Consider the following 20,211-nt stretch of genomic DNA (forward strand, 5'->3'; position numbering starts at 1 on the left):
TAGGAATTCTGTATGGGAAGCAATGACGGCCACTCTACCCCTCACATCCGGCGCTGAAAACCGATAAGATCGCTGCAACCTGTCAGGAAAACTCACAGATGAGCCGCGACCTCCCGCCCCTCAATGCCCTGCGCGCATTTGAAGCCACTGCCCGCCTCAACAGCGTCAGCCAGGCTGCCGAGCAATTACACGTGACCCACGGTGCGGTCAGCCGTCAGTTGAAAGTGCTGGAGGAGCATTTGGGTGTCAGCCTGTTCATCAAGGACGGGCGCGGCCTTAAACTCACAGATGCAGGTGTGCGGTTGCGAGATGCCAGCGCCGAGGCGTTCGAGCGCTTGCGGGACGTGTGCGCCGAACTCACCCAGGCCAGCGCCGACGCACCTTTCGTGCTCGGCTGCTCAGGCAGTCTGCTGGCGCGCTGGTTGATCCCGCGCCTGGGCCGCTTGAATGCCGACCTGCCGGACCTGCGCCTGCACCTGTCGGCAGGCGACGGCGACCTCGACCCTCGACGCCCCGGCCTCGACGCCCTGCTGGTCTTCGCCGAACCGCCGTGGCCGGCGGATATGCAGGTGTATGAGCTGGCGAGCGAGCGTATCGGCCCGGTGATGAGCCCGCGTTTTGCCGGCTACGAGCGCCTGCGCCTGGCGCCGCCGCACGCCTTGTGTGGCGAAGCTTTATTGCACACCACGTCCCGTCCGCAAGCCTGGCCCAGTTGGGCGCAACAGCACGGCATCGAGCCCGGCGCGCTGAAACACGGCCAGGGTTTTGAGCATTTGTATTATTTGCTGGAAGCGGCGGTTGCGGGGTTGGGCGTGGCGATTGCGCCAGAACCGCTGGTAGCAGAGGACCTGCGCGCAGGTCGCCTGGTGGCGCCGTGGGGTTTCAGTGAAACCCCGGCGCACCTGGCGTTGTGGCTACCCAAGCGCGCCGCAGACGGGCGCGCGGGTCAGTTGGCGCACTGGCTCAAGGCTGAGCTGGCGCGCCAGCCGGTGTAGCCGGTCAATCAGTCACCGCGTTTGCACAGCAGGTAAGCTGCCAGCAGGCCCAGTGCGCCAACGGCGACGCCGGCGGTGGTCCATGGGTGCTCTTGTGCGTAGTCCCGGGTAGCAACACCGGTTTCGCGGATTTTGACTTTGCTTTCTTCGTAGGCATCGCTGATCAGGTGACGGGAATGCTTGAGGGCATTCTCGGCATTGCTTTTCAGGGCCTTCAGGGTTTTGCGCGACTCATCCGACGCATCGTCCTTGAGGCTCTCAAGGGACTTGAGCAGGCTCGAAATCTCGGCTTCCATGCTTTCCAGCGACGCTTTGCGTAAAGAAGTGTTGGCCATGTGGATTCTCCTGAAGTGATTGAGTGGCGTGTGTAGATACCGACTCCAGCGTTTTCAGAAAGTGCAGTAAATCTGAACTTTCGGGTAGGAACCGTCGCCAGAAGCAGTATGAACAATGACTGCTAGGCTTTATTGACGACCCTCAGGAGAAACACCATGTCTGATCATCACACCTACAAGAAAGTCGAATTGGTAGGTTCGTCCACCACCAGCATCGAAGACGCAATCAACAATGCCCTGGCCGAAGCCAACAAGAGCATCAAGCACTTGGAGTGGTTTGAGGTGACGGAGACCCGTGGTCATATCAAGGACGGCAAGGTTGCCCACTACCAGGTCACGCTCAAGGTGGGGTTCCGAATTGCCAGTAGTTGATCGCGTCGGTTGAACTTGCCGGCTGGCCGATTGCCATAACCTGCGCTACAAACAATGGGTGCCGATGCCTGCAGCGTCGGCACGCTCGTTTCAATCAGCGCAAGGAAAGTGACGGATGAAGAAGTTCCTGTTAGCGGTAGGTTTGTTGAGCATTGCGGGCACGGCCCTGGCGGCGGGCAAGCCTTGTGAAGAGCTGAAAAGTGAAATTGCAGCGAAAATCGACGCCAAGGGCGCTTCGGGTTATTCGCTGGAAGTCGTGGATAAAGGCGCCTCGACCGACGCTAAAGTGGTTGGCACCTGTGAAGGTGGTACCAAGGAAATCGTCTACAAGCGCGGTTAATCCCGTGTGGCAGGCTTGAAGCCGACGCACCTGTGGCTAGGGAGCAAGCTCCCTAGCCACAGGTGCGTCGGTTTTTTTTTCGCCTGGGGGGTTAGCCCTTCATCAACTGCGCCAGCAGCTCGTAGGAATGAATCCGATCAGCGTGCTCGTACAGGTCGCAGGTGAAGATCAATTCATCGGCGCCGGTCTGTTCGATCAGCACTTCCAGCTTGGCGCGGATCTTAGCCGGGCTGCCCACCATTGCCAGTCCGAGGAAACTGCCGACGGCGTCTTTTTCATGGGGCAGCCACAGGCCGTCCATGGTTTTCACGGGTGGGCGCTGCACCAGGCTTTGCCCGCGCATCAAGGCAAGGATGCGCTGGTACACCGAGGTGGCCAGGTAGTCGGCCTGTTCATCGGTGTCGGCGGCAACCAAGGGAATGCCGAGCATCACGTAAGGCTTGTCCAGCACGGCCGAGGGCTTGAAGTGGTTGCGGTACACGCGAATCGCCTCGTGCATCAAACGCGGTGCGAAATGGGAGGCGAAGGCGTAGGGCAAACCGCGTTCGCCCGCCAGTTGCGCGCTGAACAGGCTGGAACCCAGCAGCCATACCGGTACGTTGGTGCCGGTGCCGGGCACCGCAATCACCCGTTGGTCCGGTGTGCGTGGGCCGAGGTAGGCCATCAGTTCGGCCACGTCTTCCGGGAAGTCATCCGCACTGCCGGAGCGTTCACGGCGCAGGGCGCGGGCGGTCATCTGGTCGGAGCCGGGCGCGCGGCCCAGGCCCAGGTCGATACGCCCTGGGTAGAGGCTTTCCAGGGTGCCGAACTGCTCTGCGATCACCAGCGGTGCATGGTTGGGCAGCATCACGCCGCCGGAGCCGACGCGAATCGTCGAGGTACCGCCGGCCAGGTAGCCCAGCAATACCGAGGTGGCCGAGCTGGCGATGCCATCCATATTGTGGTGTTCCGCCACCCAGAAACGGTTGTAGCCGAACTTTTCCACATGCTGGGCCAAATCCAGGGAATTGCGCAGCGACTGCGCCGGGCTGCCGTTGGCGCGCACCGGCACCAGGTCGAGGGTCGAAAACTTTACGTCGGACAGCGATTTCATAAGCCTGCTTCTCCAATGGGGGCGCAGGCTTCCTAGACGAACCAAAACCTGCCGCTTCATGTGCATGCTCTATGCAATGAGGGCATATACCCGAGATTCAATAGCGGCAATGAAATTTCCTACTTAATCGCTAGGTTTCTCTTACAACTGAACTTTGCCGGCGCGTCTATCCTCAGAACCTTACCGACGCAAAACCACCGTTCGAGGAGAAAGCTATGAGTATCGTTAAAAAGGCATCCGCGCATTGGGAAGGTGATCTGAAGACTGGCCTGGGCTCCATTTCCACCGAAACCGGCGTGCTGCGCGAAGCGCCCTACGGCTTCAAGGCCCGTTTCGAAGGCGGCAAGGGTACCAATCCTGAAGAACTGATTGGCGCGGCCCACGCCGGCTGTTTCTCCATGGCCTTTTCCATGATTCTCGGCGACGCCGGGCTCAAGGCTGACAGCATCGACACCCAGGCCGAAGTGACCTTGGACCAGGTCGATGGCGGCTTCGCAATCACCGCCGTGCACTTGGTGCTCAAGGCCAAGATCCCGGGTGCCAGCCAGGCGCAGTTCGATGAATTGAGCAAGAAGGCTAAGGAAGGGTGCCCGGTGTCCAAGGTGCTGAATGCGAAGATCAGCCTGGATGCCACGCTGGTCAGCTGACACCGCAGGTCCACTGTGGGAGGGGGCCAGCCCCCTCCCACATTTTGTTCTGCGTTAAATCAGAACTCGTGTTTCCCGAATGTGGTCCTATAGCCTATGCAGCCTTAGGCGCACACCCGTGCGCATGCATTCAGGGAGCTTCACACATGAAACGTTTTGCTTTGGCGATCATTTGCGGTGTGTTGGCCACATCGGCTGTGGCCGCACCAAAAGACTGCGAAGAGCTCAGGAAAGAGATTGAGGTCAAGATCCAGGCGAACGCGGTTCCGTCCTACACCTTGGAAATTGTCAGCAAGGAAGAGGCTGACAAGCACGACGTCGCCATGGTCGTCGGCAGCTGTGAGAACGGTACCAAAGCCATCATCTATCAGAAGAACAACGACTGATCAGAGACAGTTGACGCTGCGTTCTTCCGCCAGCAATTGGCGAGCGGCGTTATACAACCGGATATTCGGCGTGAAGGCCAATGAGCGCCCTTCCAGGCGATAGCGTTGGCCAGCCTCGAAATGGTCGTACTGCAGCGTGATGAAACAGGTGCGGTCGGCCGTTTGCCCAAAGCCATTGAGGCTGCCGCCGGTCGGCACCTCGAAATCAAAGCGCACCATCAACTCGTGACTGCCCGGTGAAACCTGGAAGTAGCGTCCGTCCGGCAGGTTCTTACCATCCAGGCGCTGCGCCATCACCAGCTTGGCTCCCGGCGTTGGCGTAGCGAAATCGACCCAGGCCTGATGCGGGTCGACCGGCGGCAGGGGGGTCGAAGCGCAGGCGCTGAGCAACAGGGCGACGATGGGAAGCAGGAGCTGGCGCATGGCAGGTACTCAACGCAAGGAGAGGTTTGAGTATAAACACGCCACGCCGTGGAAAAATCCCCTTCAGGCGCGATAGTCTGGCGAACACATCACCCAGGAGCGGTCGGGGCATGGTCAGGCGTTTTCTTCCAGGGTTGATAGTCGTGCTGCTCAGTGGCTGTTCCAGCGTCAGTTACTACAGCCAATTGGCGGGCGGCCAGTGGCAGCTGTTGCGAGCCCGGGAACCGGTTGCCGAGGTCATCGCCGATCCGTCGCGGCCACAGGGGCTGCGTGATCATCTGGCTCAAGCACAGAAAGCCCGAACCTTCGCCAGCGAACACCTGCATCTGCCTGACAACCAAAGTTACCGGCTGTATGCCGATATTGGCCGACCTTATGTGGTCTGGAATGTCTTCGCCACGCAGGAATTTTCCCTGGCGCCTCAAACCCATTGCTTCCCCATTGCCGGTTGCGTGGCCTATCGCGGCTATTACCGCCAGGGCGCGGCACGGGGTGAGGCGGCGTTGTTGCGCCAGCAAGGCATGGACGTATCGATGGGTGGCGTCGAAGCCTATTCCACCCTGGGTTGGTTCAACGACCCGATCATGAATTCGATGATGAACTGGGGCGACGAACGCCTGGCCACGCTGATCTTCCATGAGCTGGCGCACCAGCGGTTCTACGTGCAGGACGACACCGAATTCAACGAGTCGTTTGCCAGCTTCGTCGAGCAGGAAGGCACCCGCCAGTGGCGCGCGGCCCAGGGCCTGGCGCCGCTTGGCAGCTCGACGCGGCAGCAGCGGGACCAATTTACCCAGTTGATCCTCGATACCCGTAAGCGCCTGGAAAAACTCTACGTGCAACCGCTGTCCGTCGAGGCGATGCGCCAGGCCAAGGCGGCCGAATTCGAGGCGTTGCGCCGTGAGTACCGGCAGATGCGCGATAGCCAATGGGGCGGGGACAAGCGTTATGACGCCTGGATGAACCTGCCGATGAACAATGCGCGGTTGTTGCCGTTCGGGCTGTATGACCGGTGGGTGCCGGCGTTTGCGGCGTTGTTCAGGCAGGAAGGCGGGGATTGGCTGAAGTTTTACGCCGCAGTAGAGAAGATGGGCGAGTTGCCGGTGGGGCAGCGCAAGGCTGCGTTGAGGCGGTTGGAAGGTACTGATCGGTAGAGCCTCATCGGGGGCAAGCCGCTCCCAATGTGGGAGGAGGCTTGCCCCCGATGGCGGCCTCAGGGCCGTTGCAAAAACGCCTGATGCATCTGCGCCAACGTCTCGAAATGCCAGGTCGGCGCTTCGGCGTTCAACTCTTCGAAACTACCAAACCCATAACCGACGGCCGCCGAATCCACGCCATTGCTGCGCGCCCCGATCAGGTCGTGCTTACGATCACCGATCATCAAGGTGGTCGCCGGGTCCAGGCCTTCTTCGCTGATCAAATGCGCAATCAACTCGACCTTGTTGGTGCGTGTCCCGTCCAGTTCGCTGCCGTAGATCACCTTGAAGTGCCTGGCAAAATCGAAATGCCGCGCGATCTCGCGGGCAAACACCCAGGGCTTGGACGTGGCGACGTACAACTGGCGGCCCTGCTTGCCCAGGTCTTCGAGCAGCGGCATCACGCCGTCGAATACGCGGTTTTCATACAGCCCGGTGACCTTGAAGCGCTCGCGGTAGAAATTCACCGCCTCCCAGGCCTTGGCCTCATCGAAGTCGTAGAACTGCATGAAGGCTTGCAGCAACGGCGGACCGATGAAGTGTTCGAGTTTGCTCAGGTCGGGTTCGTCAATGCCCAGTTTGCCTAGGGCGTACTGGATCGAGCGGGTGATGCCCTCGCGTGGGTCGGTGAGGGTGCCATCCAGGTCGAACAGCACGGTTTGGTAAGGGAGGGTCATTGGTCGAATCCTTCAGCCAGGTGCAGGTCTTTGAGCTTCACGTAGTTGGCGGCGCTGTAGGTGAAAAAGGCGCGTTCCTTGTCAGTCAGCGGGCGGATTTGTTTAACCGGGCTGCCCACATACAAAAAACCGCTGTCGAGTTTCTTGCCCGGTGGCACCAGGCTGCCGGCGCCGATGATGACGTCGTCTTCCACCACGGCGCCGTCCATCACGATGCTGCCCATGCCGATCAAAATCCGATTGCCCACCGTGCAGCCATGCAGCATGACCTTGTGGGCGATGGTCACGTCATCGCCGATCAGCAGCGGGAAACCGTCAGGATTGAACGGTCCGGCATGGGTAATGTGCAGCACGCAGCCGTCCTGCACGCTGGTGCGCGCGCCGATACGGATGCGGTGCATGTCGCCGCGAATCACGGTCAGCGGCCAGACCGAGCTGTCGGTGCCGATTTCGACATCGCCGATCACCACCGCCGAAATATCGACAAAAGCCCCGGCGCCCAGGGTTGGCGTGTGGTTCTGATAGGTGCGAAGGGTCACGATAGCCTCTCTCTTATGTGCTGATAGCTGCGGTGGGCGTTGATTGTAATTAAGATGGCCCCATCTTTGTTCTTACATGTTTCTTCAGCCAAGGTGCCAACCGTGAGCGCGAACAACCCTCTTCTGCAGTCCTACGACCTGCCGCCGTTCTCGGCGATCCGTGCCGAGCACGTGCAGCCGGCCATCGAACAGATCCTCGCCGATAACCGTGTTGCCATCGAAGGCATCCTGCAAAGCCAGGGTAAAAATCCGACATGGGCCGGCCTGGTGCTGGCCATGGACGAATTGAATGATCGCCTGGGCGCCGCCTGGAGCCCGGTCAGCCACCTCAACGCCGTGTGCAACAGCGCCGAGCTGCGCGAAGCCTACGAGGCGTGCCTGCCGGCGTTGAGCGCCTACTCCACCGAGATGGGCCAGAACCGCGCGCTGTTCCAGGCCTTCGAAGCCCTGGCCAACAGCCCGGAAGCCGCCGGTTTCGACGTGGCGCAAAAAACCATCCTCGAACACTCCCTGCGCGACTTCCGCCTCTCGGGTATCGACTTGCCGCCTGAGCAGCAAAAACGTTACGCCGAAGTGCAGAGCAAGCTTTCCGAGCTGGGCAGCAAATTCTCCAACCAGCTGCTGGACGCCACCCAGGCGTGGACCAAGCACGTCACCGAGGAAGCCACCCTCGCCGGCCTGACCGATTCGGCCAAGGCGCAGATGGCCGCTGCCGCGCAGGCCAAAGGCCTCGACGGTTGGCTGATCACCCTTGAGTTTCCAAGCTACTACGCGGTCATGACCTACGCCCAGGACCGCGCCCTGCGTGAAGAAATCTACGCGGCCTACTGCACCCGTGCGTCAGACCAGGGCCCGAATGCCGGTCAGAACGATAACGGCCCGGTGATGGAACAGATCCTCGACCTGCGTCAGGAACTGGCCAAGCTCTTGGGTTACGCCTCGTTCTCCGAGCTGAGCCTGGCCACCAAGATGGCCGAGTCCAGCGACCAGGTGTTGAGCTTCCTGCGCGACCTGGCCAAGCGCAGCAAGCCGTTCGCTGCCCAGGACCTGCAACAGCTCAAGGCCTACGCCGCCGAACAAGGCTGCGCCGACCTGCAAAGCTGGGACAGCGGTTTCTACGGCGAAAAGCTGCGTGAGCAGCGCTACAGTGTGTCCCAGGAAGCCCTGCGCGCCTACTTCCCGATCGACAAGGTGCTGGGCGGCCTGTTCGCCATCGTGCAGCGTTTGTACGGCATCGAGATTGCCGAGCAAAAAGGCTTCGACACCTGGCACCCGGATGTTCGCCTGTTTGAAATCAAGGAAAACGGCCAGCACGTCGGGCGCTTCTTCTTCGACCTCTACGCCCGCGCCAACAAGCGTGGCGGTGCCTGGATGGACGGCGCGCGCGACCGTCGTCGTACCATCGACGGTGCGCTGCAAAGCCCGGTGGCGAACCTGGTGTGCAACTTCACTCCGGCCGACAGCGGCAAACCTGCCCTGCTGACCCACGATGAAGTGACCACCCTGTTCCACGAATTCGGCCATGGCCTGCATCACCTGCTGACCCGCGTCGAGCATGCCGGCGTGTCCGGTATCAATGGCGTGGCGTGGGATGCGGTGGAATTGCCAAGCCAGTTCATGGAGAACTGGTGCTGGGAGCCGGAAGGCCTGGCGCTGATCTCCGGCCATTATGAAAGCGGCGAGCCACTGCCCCAGGACCTTCTGGAAAAAATGCTCGCGGCGAAGAACTTCCAGTCCGGCCTGATGATGGTGCGCCAGTTGGAGTTCTCGCTGTTCGACTTCGAGTTGCATGCCACCCATGGTGATGGCCGCAGCGTGGCGCAGGTGCTCGAAGGCGTGCGCGATGAGGTGTCGGTGATGCGTCCGCCGGCCTACAATCGTTTTCCCAACAGCTTTGCGCACATCTTCGCTGGCGGTTATGCCGCGGGCTACTACAGCTACAAATGGGCCGAAGTGCTGTCGGCGGACGCCTTCTCCAAATTCGAAGAAGATGGTGTGCTCAATGCCGAGACCGGCCGTGCCTTCCGCGAGGCGATCCTGGCGCGCGGCGGTTCCCAGGCGCCGATGGTGCTGTTCGTCGACTTCCGCGGACGTGCCCCGTCGATTGACGCACTCTTGCGCCACAGCGGCCTGAGTGAGGACGCAGCAGCATGAGTGAAGGGCCTGTGATTACCAAAAAGCAATTTATCGCCGGGGCGGTCTGCCCGGCGTGCAGCGAACCGGACAAGTTGAAGATGTGGACCGAGGACAGCGTGCCGCATCGTGAGTGCGTGGCCTGCGGGTATACCGATACGCTGAATGATCAAGGTCTGTCGGTGCCCAAGGAATTGGGCACGCGGGTCAATACATCGGCGTTGAAAGCGCCGGACCCGAAGGTTCAGGCGGTGCAGTTTTTCCCTAACCCGAAGCTGAAGAAAGACTGACTCGTCTACCCCCTGGGAGTGCGTCTCAGGGGGTAACCAGCAGTGCGGTTTTTTCCTCGGCGAGCTCGTGATCCTTGCTCGCCGGGTTCAGCCAGCTGTTCATCGAGCACAGGGCAAAGGCGCTGGTGCTGCAATCGCCATTCGCCAAGGCTGTGCGCAACTTGTCGATATCGGCCCTCATCATGTAGCGAACGCCGTCCTTGAAGCCGTTACTGGTGCCGAAACCGCCCAGGGTCATCTCGTTCAACGCATCCTCCTTGCTCCATCCCTGGATCACCACGCGATACATCGCCGCCATCAGGCCAGTGCGGTCAGAGCCGTGCTTGCAATGCATCAGCACCGGGCCGTCAGCTTCCGCTTCCTTGATCGCCCTGAGTGCCGCCAGCACGTCAGAGTCATCCACATGGTTGGTGCGATAACTCAACTGAACCTGACGGATGCCTGGCGCCTTCAGCCAGTTGCTATCGGACTCGGGCAGGAAGTTGATCACGGTGCCGATCTTGAGCTGTTCCAGCAACGGCGCTGCCTTGCTATCCGGCAATGCGCTGCGATAGAGCGTGGGCGTCATTTGATGCAGGTTGTAGCGGTCGCCCACTGGCTGCGCCCATTCTGGAGAACGAAGGGACGTAGCGTCATCGGCCCGCGCAAAAGCTGTGGTGAACAGTGCCATGAACGCCAGGCCCAGGGCCGGCAACCAATGATGCTTGTACATGGGCGACGTCACCCTATAGGGAGTGGTTGATGGCGCCCAGAGTCGGTCACGGCGGGTCAAGGAGGTGTGAGGTGTGCGTCAAAGAATCGTGAATCCTCAATCTTTAGTCGCTGAAGCGATTCTCTCGATGCTTAGGCTGCTATCATTTGTAACTATTGTTTGCGCGCTGCGCTCTATCTCCCTGGATCGCCTGGATCCAGTTCGCCGCCCGACAACGCCAAGCCACTCCCTAGAAGCGGCTGATAACCCGTGACCACATGATGAGGTGCCACCATGTCTGATCAAGATCAAGACAACCCCCGGCGTGACTTTCTACGCAAATCCTTGACCTTGATCCCGGTGGTCACGGTTGCCAGCACCGGCCTTGGCGGTTCGATGCTGATGGCGACGCCTGCGCCGGTCGAGGCTGCGCCAGCCAAGCCTGCGGCCAGCGAAAAAGCCTACGAGCCAAGCTATTTCACTGCCGAGGAATGGGCGTTTATCAACGCTGCCGTCGAGCGTTTGATCCCGGCCGATGCCCAAGGCCCCGGCGCCCTGGAAGCTGGCGCGCCGGAGTACATCGACCGGCAGATGAACACGCCTTACGCCAGCGGTGCCCTGTGGTTCATGCAAGGCCCGTTTAATGCCGATGCGCCGCCGGAGATGGGCTGGCAGAGCAAATTGGTGCCCAAGGACATCTATCGCCTGGGTATTGCCGCGACGGATGCCTGGTCGAAGGCGTTCAACGGCAAAGTTTTTGCTGCGCAAGACAGCGCTACCCGAGACGATATGTTGCGGCGCCTGGAGGCGGGCGGCAGTGAGGTTACGGCACATTTTGACGCGGTGCCGCCGAAGATGTTCTTCAACCTGCTGCTGCAAAACACCAAGGAAGGCTTCTTCTGCGACCCGATCCATGGTGGCAACAAAGGCATGGTCGGCTGGACCATGATCGGCTTCCCCGGCGCCCGCGCCGATTTCATGGACTGGGTGGAACGCAACGAGCAGTACCCCTTCCCGGCAGTATCCATTCGCGGCGAGAGGGCATAAACGTGGCGACCATCATGAAGAAAGTGGATGCGGTGATTGTCGGCTTCGGCTGGACCGGCGCGATCATGGCCAAGGAGCTGACGGAAGCCGGACTGAACGTGCTGGCGCTGGAGCGCGGCCCGATGCAGGACACTTACCCGGACGGCAACTATCCCCAGGTCATCGACGAACTGACCTACAGCGTGCGTAAAAAACTCTTCCAGGACATCTCCAAGGAGACAGTGACGATTCGCCATAGCGTGAATGACGTTGCCTTGCCTAACCGTCAGCTCGGCGCGTTTTTGCCGGGTAACGGCGTGGGCGGTGCGGGCTTGCACTGGTCGGGCGTGCATTTCCGTGTCGATCCGATTGAACTGCGCATGCGCAGCCATTACGAAGAGCGCTACGGCAAGCATTTCATTCCCAAGGACATGACCATCCAGGACTTCGGCGTGAGCTACGAAGAGCTGGAGCCGTTTTTCGACTATGCAGAAAAAGTCTTCGGTACCTCAGGCCAGGCCTGGACCGTGAAAGGCCAGGTGGTGGGCGAAGGGCGTGGCGGCAACCCCTATGCGCCGGACCGTTCCAACCCGTTTCCGTTGGAAGCGCAAAAGAACACAGTCTCCGCACAGCTGTTTCAGAAAGCCGCCGCCAGCGTCGGGTACAAGCCCTACAACCTGCCCTCAGCCAATACCTCCGGGCCTTACACCAACCCCTACGGCGCGCAGATGGGCCCGTGCAACTTCTGCGGTTTTTGCAGCGGCTACGTGTGCTACATGTACTCCAAGGCCTCGCCGAACGTGAACATCCTGCCGGCGCTGCGCCAGGTGCCGAATTTCGAGCTGCGGCCCAACTCCCACGTGCTCAAGGTCAATCTGGACAGCACCAAGAGCAAGGCCACCGGCGTGACCTACATCGACGCTCAGGGCCGAGAGTGCGAACAACCGGCAGACCTGGTGATCCTCGGCGCGTTCCAGTTCCACAACGTGCGGTTGATGCTGCTGTCGGGCATCGGCAAGCCTTACGACCCGATGACCAATGAGGGTGTGGTGGGCAGGAACTTTGCCTACCAGAACATGGCCACCATCAAGGCGTTCTTCGACAAGGACACCCATACCAACAACTTTATCGGTGCCGGCGGCAATGGCGTGGCCATCGATGATTTCAACGCCGACAACTTCGATCACGGGCCCCATGGCTTTGTGGGCGGTTCGCCGATGTGGGTCAACCAGGCCGGCAGCCGGCCGATTGCCGGTACGTCCAACCCGCCCGGCACACCGGCCTGGGGCAGTGCCTGGAAGCGCGCCACCGCCGATTACTACACCCACCAGGTGTCGATGGATGCTCACGGTGCCCATCAATCCTACCGGGGTAACTACCTGGATCTGGATCCGGTCTACCGCGATGCCTACGGCCTGCCGCTGCTGCGCATGACGTTCGACTGGCAGGAAAACGACATCAAGATGAACCGCTTCATGGTCGAGAAAATGGGCAAGGTCGCCGAAGCGATGAACCCCAAGGCGATTGCGGTGCTGGGCAAAAAAGTCGGTGAGCACTTCAACACCGCGTCGTACCAGACCACCCACCTCAACGGTGGCGCGATCATGGGGACCGACCCGAAGACCAGTGCGCTGAACCGCTACTTGCAGTGCTGGGATGTACACAACGTGTTTGTCCCCGGCGCATCCGCTTTCCCACAGGGCTTGGGCTACAACCCTACCGGCCTGGTGGCGGCATTGACCTACTGGTCGGCCCGGGCGATCCGCGAGCAGTACCTGAAAAACCCCGGCCCGCTGGTTCAGGCATAAGGAGCGATGACCATGAAAGCATTTGTTATCGCGACGTTTGCCCTGCTCAGCAGCTGCTCGATCAGTGCCGCCGAAACCGACCTGATCAAGCAGGGCGAATACCTGGCCCGTGCCGGCGACTGCGTGGCCTGCCACACCGCCAAGGGCGGCAAACCGTTCGCCGGTGGCCTGCCGATGGAAACCCCCATCGGTGTGATCTATTCCACCAACATCACCCCGGACAAGTCCGGCCTGGGCGACTACAGCTTCGAGGACTTCGACAAGGCCGTGCGTCACGGTGTCGCCAAGAGTGGTAGTACGCTTTACCCGGCGATGCCCTACCCGTCCTATGCGCGTGTCAGCGAAAGCGATATGCAGGCGTTGTATGCGTACTTCATGAAGGGCGTGGAACCGGTCGCCCAGGTGAACAAGGACAGCGACATTCCGTGGCCGTTGAGCATGCGTTGGCCGCTGGCGGCGTGGCGCTGGATGTTTGCCCCTGAGGTGGTGGATAAGCCTGTCGTGGCCGACGCAGACCCGGTGATCAGCCGTGGCGCCTACCTGGTGGAAGGCCTTGGCCACTGTGGCGCGTGCCATACACCACGCGCCCTGACCATGCAGGAAAAAGCCCTGAGCGCGACTGACGGCAAGGCCTTCCTGTCCGGCAGTGCGCCACTGGAAGGCTGGATCGCCAAGAGCCTGCGCGGTGACCACAAGGACGGCCTCGGCAGTTGGAGCGAGGCGCAGCTGGTGCAATTCCTCAAGACCGGTCGCAGTGATCGCAGTGCGGTGTTTGGCGGTATGAGCGACGTGGTCGTGCATAGCATGCAGTACATGTCCCAGGACGACCTGACCGCTATCGCCCGTTACCTCAAGAGCCTGCCGGCGGTGGACCCACAGGACCAGCCGCACCAGTATGACAAGCAGGTGGCCGAGGCGCTGTGGAAGGGCGATGACAGCAAGCCCGGTGCCTCGGTGTATATCGACAACTGCGCGGCCTGCCACCGTACCGATGGCCATGGTTACACACGGGTGTTCCCGGCGTTGGCGGGCAACCCGGTGGTGCAGACGGCGGACGCCACGTCGTTGATCAACATCGTGTTGAACGGCGGCACGTTGCCGGCCACTCACACGGCACCGTCGACCTTTACCATGCCGGCGTTCGCCTGGCGCCTGTCGGACCAGGAAGTGGCGGATGTGGTCAGCTTCATCCGTGGCAGTTGGGGTAACCAGGGGGCCGCGGTGAAAGCCAGTGACGTGGCCGACCTGCGCAAGAACGACATGCGCACCACCTCGGGCGATGACCTGGGGCAGGTCACCCAAAAGCACTGACCGCCAGACGGCACTGGTCAGGAACCTCGCGCCTCGGTACTGTATATAAAAACAGTATCGAGGCGCTTTCATGTCTACTCCGCTGCCGCCCCGTGGTCGGGGCACGGCCACCAACCTGCACAACCGCTTTGCGCCCACCGTCAGCGTGGCCGAGGACGACGGCTGGTACCAGGAAGTGCCGCCGACCCAGGGCACCGAAGTGCGCATCGAAACGGCCAAGACCATCATCACCCGCAACAACTCGCCGGACCTGCCGTTCGACCGCTCCATCAATCCTTACCGTGGCTGCGAACATGGCTGCATTTACTGCTATGCACGGCCCAGCCATGCCTATTGGGACATGTCGCCGGGGCTGGATTTCGAAACCAGGCTGATCGCCAAGAGCAACGCGGCCGACGTGCTGGAGCAGCAGTTGTCGAAGCCGGGCTATGTGTGTGCGCCGATCAACCTGGGTTCCAACACCGACCCGTACCAGCCTATCGAGCGCGAGTACAGGATCACCCGGCAAACCCTTGAGGTGCTGCTGCGTTATCGGCACCCGGTCACCATCATTACCAAGGGCTCGTTGATCCTGCGCGACCTGGACCTGCTGGCGGAGCTGGCCAGGCAACGCCTTGTGGCGGTGATGATCAGCCTCACCAGCCTGGATGATGAGCTCAAGCGCATCCTGGAGCCGCGCACCGCCGCGCCCAAGGCACGGTTGCGGGCCATACGGGTGATGCGCGGGGCGGGCATCCCGGTGGGCGTGCTGTGCTCGCCGATGATCCCGATGATCAACGACAGCGAGTTGGAAAGCCTGCTCACCGAAGCCCATGCCGCCGGTGCGCAGAGTGCGGCGTACATGATGTTGCGCCTGCCGCTGGAGGTGGCGCCGCTGTTCGAGGAGTGGCTGGCGGCGCATTACCCGCAGCGTGCGGCCCATGTCATGAGCCTGGTGCGCCAGGTGCGCGGTGGTGAGGTCTACGACAGTCGGTTCGGCGTCCGCATGCGGGGCGAGGGGCCGTTCGCCGACCTGCTGGCCCAGCGCTTCAGCAAGGCGATCAAACGCCTGGGGCTCGATCGCAGAGAAGGCTTCAATCTGGATTGCACGGCGTTCTGTCCACCGGGCAGACAGATGGCATTGTTGTAGACTGAAAAGGCAGAATGCACCGTTCCTGTAGGAATAGTCGCGTTTTGATATCACTGAAACCCGCGATCTAGAGCGGTTCATTCAGTTTGAGTTAAGTTTCGGTGGTTACCTTGTTCAGCGAGTGACTGATGAGTCGGCAGCCTGGTTTGTGGCTTTTACAACTATTTCACTGGCCTGGCGTCGAACTGACCTGAAAACTCCCCTGCATTAATCAAGAGGATGAATCATGAGTGACAAGGATAAACAGCCGTTGGCTGCGTCGGCTTCAGCCCCTCAGGTGGCAGAGTCTGCCGATGCAGCGCTAAAACATATCGTTGACGGCTTTTTGCATTTCCATCACGACGTCTTCCCTCAGCAGGAAGAACTCTTCAAGAAACTCGCCACGGCCCAGAGCCCACGGGCGATGTTCATTACCTGCGCCGACTCGCGCATCGTGCCTGAGCTGATTACCCAAAGCTCTCCCGGCGACCTGTTCGTGACCCGCAACGTCGGTAACGTCGTGCCGCCTTATGGGCAGATGAACGGCGGTGTCTCCACTGCCATCGAGTACGCGGTACTGGCCCTGGGTGTGCAGCACATCATCGTGTGCGGGCACTCCGATTGTGGCGCCATGCGCGCGGTCCTCAACCCCGCCAGCCTGGAGAAGATGCCAACGGTAAGGGCCTGGCTGCGGCACGCCGAAGTCGCCAAGTCCATGGTCGAGGACAACTGCGACTGTGCCAACGAAGGCGAGAGCATGAAAGTGCTCACCGAAGAAAACGTCATCGCCCAACTGCAGCATTTGCGTACCCATCCTTCGGTGGCGTCGCGCATGGCCAACGGTCAGCTGTTTATTCACGGCTGGATCTACAACATCGAGACCAGTGAAATTCGAGCCTACGATGCTGATCAGTCGGCGTTCCGACCGTTGAGCGGCGAAGGGCCGATTCCTTCCGCGACGCCTAAAGCGCGCTTCTAAACACTTCCCTGCCGGGTAAAGCGGTGGCTGCCATGGATGCAGCCAGGCTTTGCCGCGCCCGGCGAATACCTCGGGAGAGCCATCATGCGTGCTGCTCAATTGAAAGCTGTATTGCCACGGGAGCTGCTCGCCTCCGTGGTTGTGTTTCTGGTCGCCCTGCCCCTGTGCATGGGGATCGCCATCGCGTCCGGCATGCCGCCGGCCAAGGGCCTGATCACCGGGATTATCGGTGGCCTGGTGGTGGGCTGGCTGGCGGGTTCGCCGCTGCAGGTCAGCGGCCCGGCAGCGGGGCTGGCGGTCTTGGTGTTCGAGCTGGTGCGCCAGCACGGGATGCTGATGCTCGGGCCGATCCTGCTGCTGGCCGGCTTCCTGCAACTGGTGGCCGGGCGCCTGCGCCTGGGTTGCTGGTTCCGCGTCACGGCGCCGGCGGTGGTGTACGGGATGCTGGCGGGGATCGGCGTATTGATTGTGCTATCGCAGATCCATGTGATGCTCGACGGTGCGCCCAAGCCCTCAGGGCTGGATAACCTGGCGGGCTTCCCCGCCGCGCTGGCGGAGGCGATTCCTACCTTGGGTGGCGGCCTGGGTTGGCAGGCCGGATTGCTCGGGTTGTCGACGATGCTGGTGATGTACCTGTGGGATAAATTCCGTCCGCAAACCCTGCGTTTCGTGCCGGGAGCCCTGTTGGGCGTGGGCCTGGCAACGGTGGCCAGCCTGGTGCTGGCGTTGCAGGTCAAGCGTGTGGAAGTCCCGGAGAATCTCGCCGACGCCATCGATTGGCTGCGTCCCAGCGACCTGTTGAGCCTGGCTGACCCTCAGTTGTTGATCGCTGCGTTTGCGGTGGCGTTTATCGCCAGTGCCGAAACCCTGCTCTCTGCGGCAGCGGTCGACCGCATGCACAGCGGCCAGCGTTCTGATTTCGATAAGGAATTATCCGCCCAAGGTGTGGGCAACATGCTGTGCGGCCTGGTGGGTGCCCTGCCGATGACCGGTGTGATCGTGCGCAGCTCGGCCAACGTGCAGGCCGGTGCCACCACGCGGTTGTCAGCGATGTTCCATGGCGTATGGCTGTTGGGGTTCGTACTGTTGCTGTCGAGCGTGCTGCAAAGCATTCCTGTGGCAAGCCTGGCGGGTGTGTTGGTGTACACCGGGATCAAGCTGGTGGACATCAAGGCCTTCAAGGCCCTCGGTCGTTATGGGCGTATGCCGATGTTTACCTACGCGGCCACGGCGTTGGCGATCATTTTCACCGACCTGCTGACCGGTGTGCTGGTGGGCTTCGGGCTCACACTGGTCAAGCTGGCGCTCAAGGCCTCGCGCCTGAAAGTCAGTCTGATCGACCTGCCCCTGGAGGGGGAAATGGAGCTGCGTTTGACCGGTGCGGCGACTTTCCTGAAAGTGCCGGCGTTGACCCAGGTGCTGGCGACGGTGCCTCCGGGCACGACTGTGCACGTACCGCTGAGTAACCTGAGTTATATCGACCATTCCTGCCTGGAGTTGCTGGAGGAGTGGGGCCGGGCGAATGCGGCCAAGGGCTCGAGGCTGGTGATCGAGGCGCGTGGGTTGAAGCGCAGGCTCGAAGGCCGGGTCAGGACGACGACAGGGATCGGCTCGGCGCCCTCAATCGGCTGAGGGAGTGGGATCAACATGTGGGAGGGGGCTTGCCCTCCCACATTCGTTCTCTGTGTAATTCAGGATTTAAGCTGGCTGGTCCAGTGCCAATTCAACCCCCAGCTGGCGGGACAGGCACGGCCAGCGCTTCCACGCGGCTTCCGTTGCCGGGCTTTTCAGCTGTTCGCGATATGCTTCGACAGACTCCAGTGCAAAGCTGTCTTCGTTGAGCATTTCATCCACCGCATGATGAACGGCTTCATCCAGCTGGTTGGCGAATGCTTCGCCGATCAACTGATGGGCAATCACGTTGGCCACGGTGGTATCTGCCGGAATCAGTGGCTGGCCAAAGTGTTTGATGTACAAATCGTTGACCTCTTCCACCAGGCGATGGGCCAGGTAAGCCTCGTCCAGCAGACCGTCGAGCCCTTCATGGCCGGCCAGGATGGCGGGGGGCTGCAGGAAGAAATGCTCGGCGATTTTCAGCACTGGCTTGATCTGGCTTTCGATACCGGCCTCGCGGGCCACGTCGTTGGCGGCGTCCAGCAGGTCCGGTACCAGATCGATGTAGGCCGTGACGAAGCGGGTCATGACAATGTTGCGATCGCCATCAGCCAGGGAAATGGCCGAATGCAGGTGCGGCAATTGCTCTTCCAGCTGCTTGGCCAACTGGCCAGTGCTGGATTCGTGTTGATGGGCACGGGAAATCTGCTCGCGCAATGCGGCGGTGTTCATGAAGGCTCCAGTGAAGCAGGCGTAGGAATAGGGACAGCATAAGGTAGCTCGTTTATACGAGCGCCTAAGACGCATTTGTCATAATTATTTCATGGTTATGCACAGGCGTTATATCGAATTGCCATCGTTGGTCGGATAAACGATTCCGCACCCGGTTTTATTAGGCCTGGCCACTCATTTTTGCTCATTTGCCCCTACACATTGCGGGGTTGCAGAGCGTGTCTATACTCGGGTTTGTACGCGATTAGCTGATGACGCCAGACTGCATAAGCAGGTAAGGCTAAGCGGTTGTAAGCAGTATGGAAGCCGCTCCCTTCGACGCAGGTGCAAACCGGCGGGATAACAAGAACGATAAGGGGAACCCGCAATGACGCGACATCCACATGTTTGGATGGGCCTCCTGTTGTGGTCGGTATTCGGCCAGGCGCACGCCGCCTGGACAACGAATATGGCGCCAGGGGCAACTGAAGTCAGTCACGCTGTGTTCGACCTGCACATGACCATTTTCTGGATCTGTGTAGTGATCGGCATTGTCGTTTTTGGCGCGATGTTCTGGTCGATGATCCTTCATCGCCGCTCTACGGGCCAGGTCGCGGCCAAATTCCACGAAAGCACCACCGTGGAAATCCTCTGGACCGTGGTGCCCTTGCTGATCCTGGTCGCGATGGCCATTCCGGCGACCAAGACCTTGATCAATATCTACGACAGTACCGAGTCGGATATCGATATCCAGGTCACCGGCTATCAGTGGAAGTGGCATTACAAATACCTGGGCCAGGACGTGGAGTTCTTCAGCAACCTGGCCACGCCCGCCGAGCAGATCCATAACCAGGCCACCAAGGGCGAACATTACCTGCTGGAAGTCGACCAGCCGCTGGTGCTGCCGGTGGGCGCCAAGGTGCGCTTCCTGGTGACCGCCGCCGACGTGATCCACTCCTGGTGGGTGCCGGCCTTTGCGGTCAAGCGTGACGCCATCCCGGGGTTCGTCAACGAGGCCTGGACCCGCGTCGAGAAGCCCGGCATCTACCGTGGTCAGTGCGCCGAACTGTGCGGCAAGGACCACGGTTTCATGCCCATCGTGGTCGAGGTCAAGTCCAAGGCCGACTACGACACCTGGCTCGGCGAGCGCAAGGCAGAGGCCGCCAAGCTCAAGGAGCTGACCTCCAAGGAGTGGACGCTGGAAGAGCTGGTGGCCCGTGGCGACAAGGTCTACCACACCACCTGCGTGGCCTGTCACCAGGCCGAAGGCCAGGGCCTGCCACCGATGTTCCCGGCGCTCAAGGGTTCGAAGATTGCCACCGGGCCTAAGGAAGCCCACCTGAATCTTGTCTATCACGGCAAGGCCGGTACGGCGATGGCGGCTTTCGGCAAGCAGCTCTCGGAAGTGGATATCGCCGCCGTGGTGACCTACGAGCGCAACGCCTGGGGTAACAACAAAGGCGACATGGTCACGCCTAAAGACGTGCTGGCCATCAAGCAGGCGGAAAGCAAATGACTTCATTCATTGCGTATGCCC

22 protein-coding genes are annotated in these 20,211 nt (G+C 60.9%); 15 read left to right on the forward strand and 7 right to left on the reverse strand.

Features of this window, described 5'->3' with window-relative positions:
• The first annotated feature begins 98 nt into the window (after nt 1–98).
• A complete protein-coding gene (locus tag BLQ09_RS07235; RefSeq protein ID WP_092356022.1) occupies nt 99–995 on the forward strand; it encodes a LysR family transcriptional regulator in 897 nt (298 codons plus the stop codon).
• An 8-nt stretch (nt 996–1,003) separates the two neighbouring features.
• Here the strand turns inward: BLQ09_RS07235 and BLQ09_RS07240 are convergent, their stop codons facing one another.
• Nucleotides 1,004–1,330 carry an ElaB/YgaM/YqjD family protein gene (locus BLQ09_RS07240; RefSeq protein ID WP_003170746.1) on the reverse strand — a complete coding sequence of 109 codons (327 nt, stop codon included), beginning with the start codon at nt 1,328–1,330 and terminating at the stop codon, nt 1,004–1,006.
• A 156-nt stretch (nt 1,331–1,486) separates the two neighbouring features.
• Between BLQ09_RS07240 and BLQ09_RS07245 the strand changes: the two genes are divergently transcribed.
• Nucleotides 1,487–1,702: a dodecin gene (locus BLQ09_RS07245; protein ID WP_027608132.1), complete on the forward strand. Its 216-nt coding sequence runs from the start codon at nt 1,487–1,489 to the stop codon at nt 1,700–1,702.
• A gap of 115 nt (nt 1,703–1,817) precedes the next feature.
• On the forward strand, nt 1,818–2,042 hold the full coding sequence (locus BLQ09_RS07250; protein ID WP_005783407.1) for a DUF1161 domain-containing protein: 225 nt from the start codon (nt 1,818–1,820) through the stop codon (nt 2,040–2,042).
• Between the two features lie 91 nt (nt 2,043–2,133).
• On the opposite strand, the gene BLQ09_RS07255 is transcribed toward BLQ09_RS07250, so the two are convergent.
• The gene (locus tag BLQ09_RS07255) at nt 2,134–3,135 is read right to left on the reverse strand and encodes an LLM class flavin-dependent oxidoreductase (protein ID WP_021491416.1); all 1,002 of its coding nucleotides are present in this window, start codon (nt 3,133–3,135) and stop codon (nt 2,134–2,136) included.
• A 215-nt stretch (nt 3,136–3,350) separates the two neighbouring features.
• Between BLQ09_RS07255 and BLQ09_RS07260 the strand changes: the two genes are divergently transcribed.
• Both BLQ09_RS07260 and BLQ09_RS07265 read left to right on the forward strand, forming a co-directional pair.
• On the forward strand, nt 3,351–3,782 hold the full coding sequence (locus BLQ09_RS07260) for an OsmC family protein (protein ID WP_027608131.1): 432 nt from the start codon (nt 3,351–3,353) through the stop codon (nt 3,780–3,782).
• A gap of 146 nt (nt 3,783–3,928) precedes the next feature.
• On the forward strand, nt 3,929–4,168 hold the full coding sequence (locus BLQ09_RS07265) for a DUF1161 domain-containing protein (RefSeq protein WP_017734725.1): 240 nt from the start codon (nt 3,929–3,931) through the stop codon (nt 4,166–4,168).
• Here BLQ09_RS07265 and BLQ09_RS07270 read toward each other — a convergent pair whose 3' ends face one another.
• Entirely contained in the window at nt 4,169–4,591 is a 423-nt protein-coding gene (locus BLQ09_RS07270; protein ID WP_027608130.1) for a PA0061/PA0062 family lipoprotein, read from the reverse strand.
• A 110-nt stretch (nt 4,592–4,701) separates the two neighbouring features.
• On the opposite strand from BLQ09_RS07270, the gene BLQ09_RS07275 reads away from it, so the two are divergent.
• Nucleotides 4,702–5,745, forward strand: a complete 1,044-nt coding sequence (locus tag BLQ09_RS07275; RefSeq protein WP_027608129.1) for an aminopeptidase — start codon at nt 4,702–4,704, stop codon at nt 5,743–5,745.
• A 59-nt stretch (nt 5,746–5,804) separates the two neighbouring features.
• Here BLQ09_RS07275 and BLQ09_RS07280 read toward each other — a convergent pair whose 3' ends face one another.
• Together BLQ09_RS07280 and BLQ09_RS07285 are read right to left on the reverse strand one after the other, a co-directional pair.
• The gene (locus BLQ09_RS07280) at nt 5,805–6,464 is read right to left on the reverse strand and encodes an HAD family hydrolase (RefSeq protein ID WP_027608128.1); all 660 of its coding nucleotides are present in this window, start codon (nt 6,462–6,464) and stop codon (nt 5,805–5,807) included.
• Entirely contained in the window at nt 6,461–7,003 is a 543-nt protein-coding gene (locus BLQ09_RS07285; protein WP_027608127.1) for a gamma carbonic anhydrase family protein, read from the reverse strand. Before BLQ09_RS07285 ends, BLQ09_RS07280 begins: the two co-directional genes overlap by 4 nt.
• A gap of 54 nt (nt 7,004–7,057) precedes the next feature.
• Here BLQ09_RS07285 and prlC point away from each other — a divergent pair, with 54 nt between their 5' ends.
• Nucleotides 7,058–9,157 carry an oligopeptidase A gene (gene prlC, locus BLQ09_RS07290; RefSeq protein ID WP_169898816.1) on the forward strand — a complete coding sequence of 700 codons (2,100 nt, stop codon included), beginning with the start codon at nt 7,058–7,060 and terminating at the stop codon, nt 9,155–9,157.
• On the forward strand, nt 9,154–9,426 hold the full coding sequence (locus BLQ09_RS07295; RefSeq protein WP_027608125.1) for a YheV family putative zinc ribbon protein: 273 nt from the start codon (nt 9,154–9,156) through the stop codon (nt 9,424–9,426). Before prlC ends, BLQ09_RS07295 begins: the two co-directional genes overlap by 4 nt.
• Before the next feature lie 25 nt (nt 9,427–9,451).
• On the opposite strand, the gene BLQ09_RS07300 is transcribed toward BLQ09_RS07295, so the two are convergent.
• Nucleotides 9,452–10,138 carry a phosphatase domain-containing protein gene (locus BLQ09_RS07300; protein ID WP_027608124.1) on the reverse strand — a complete coding sequence of 229 codons (687 nt, stop codon included), beginning with the start codon at nt 10,136–10,138 and terminating at the stop codon, nt 9,452–9,454.
• Nucleotides 10,139–10,411: 273 nt separating this feature from the next.
• Between BLQ09_RS07300 and BLQ09_RS07305 the strand changes: the two genes are divergently transcribed.
• The 6 genes from BLQ09_RS07305 (at nt 10,412) to BLQ09_RS07330 (ending at nt 17,981) form a co-directional block, all read left to right on the forward strand.
• Entirely contained in the window at nt 10,412–11,164 is a 753-nt protein-coding gene (locus tag BLQ09_RS07305; RefSeq protein ID WP_027608123.1) for a gluconate 2-dehydrogenase subunit 3 family protein, read from the forward strand.
• A 2-nt stretch (nt 11,165–11,166) separates the two neighbouring features.
• Nucleotides 11,167–12,951: a GMC family oxidoreductase gene (locus BLQ09_RS07310; protein WP_027608122.1), complete on the forward strand. Its 1,785-nt coding sequence runs from the start codon at nt 11,167–11,169 to the stop codon at nt 12,949–12,951.
• Between the two features lie 12 nt (nt 12,952–12,963).
• A complete protein-coding gene (locus BLQ09_RS07315) occupies nt 12,964–14,262 on the forward strand; it encodes a cytochrome c (protein WP_092356025.1) in 1,299 nt (432 codons plus the stop codon).
• A gap of 70 nt (nt 14,263–14,332) precedes the next feature.
• Nucleotides 14,333–15,391 carry a PA0069 family radical SAM protein gene (locus tag BLQ09_RS07320; protein ID WP_027608120.1) on the forward strand — a complete coding sequence of 353 codons (1,059 nt, stop codon included), beginning with the start codon at nt 14,333–14,335 and terminating at the stop codon, nt 15,389–15,391.
• A gap of 226 nt (nt 15,392–15,617) precedes the next feature.
• A complete protein-coding gene (locus BLQ09_RS07325; RefSeq protein WP_027608119.1) occupies nt 15,618–16,349 on the forward strand; it encodes a carbonic anhydrase in 732 nt (243 codons plus the stop codon).
• An 84-nt stretch (nt 16,350–16,433) separates the two neighbouring features.
• Complete coding sequence (locus BLQ09_RS07330) at nt 16,434–17,981, forward strand: SulP family inorganic anion transporter (RefSeq protein WP_027608118.1); 1,548 nt, start codon at nt 16,434–16,436, stop codon at nt 17,979–17,981.
• 66 nt (nt 17,982–18,047) lie between these two features.
• On the opposite strand, the gene BLQ09_RS07335 is transcribed toward BLQ09_RS07330, so the two are convergent.
• The gene (locus BLQ09_RS07335; RefSeq protein ID WP_027608050.1) at nt 18,048–18,695 is read right to left on the reverse strand and encodes a hypothetical protein; all 648 of its coding nucleotides are present in this window, start codon (nt 18,693–18,695) and stop codon (nt 18,048–18,050) included.
• Nucleotides 18,696–19,062: 367 nt separating this feature from the next.
• Between BLQ09_RS07335 and coxB the strand changes: the two genes are divergently transcribed.
• On the forward strand, nt 19,063–20,190 hold the full coding sequence (gene coxB, locus BLQ09_RS07340; protein WP_092356028.1) for a cytochrome c oxidase subunit II: 1,128 nt from the start codon (nt 19,063–19,065) through the stop codon (nt 20,188–20,190).
• Nucleotides 20,191–20,211 lie beyond the last annotated feature (21 nt).

This window comes from Pseudomonas sp. NFACC25 (assembly GCF_900100935.1).
Taxonomy (GTDB): Bacteria; Pseudomonadota; Gammaproteobacteria; order Pseudomonadales; family Pseudomonadaceae; genus Aquipseudomonas; species Aquipseudomonas marginalis.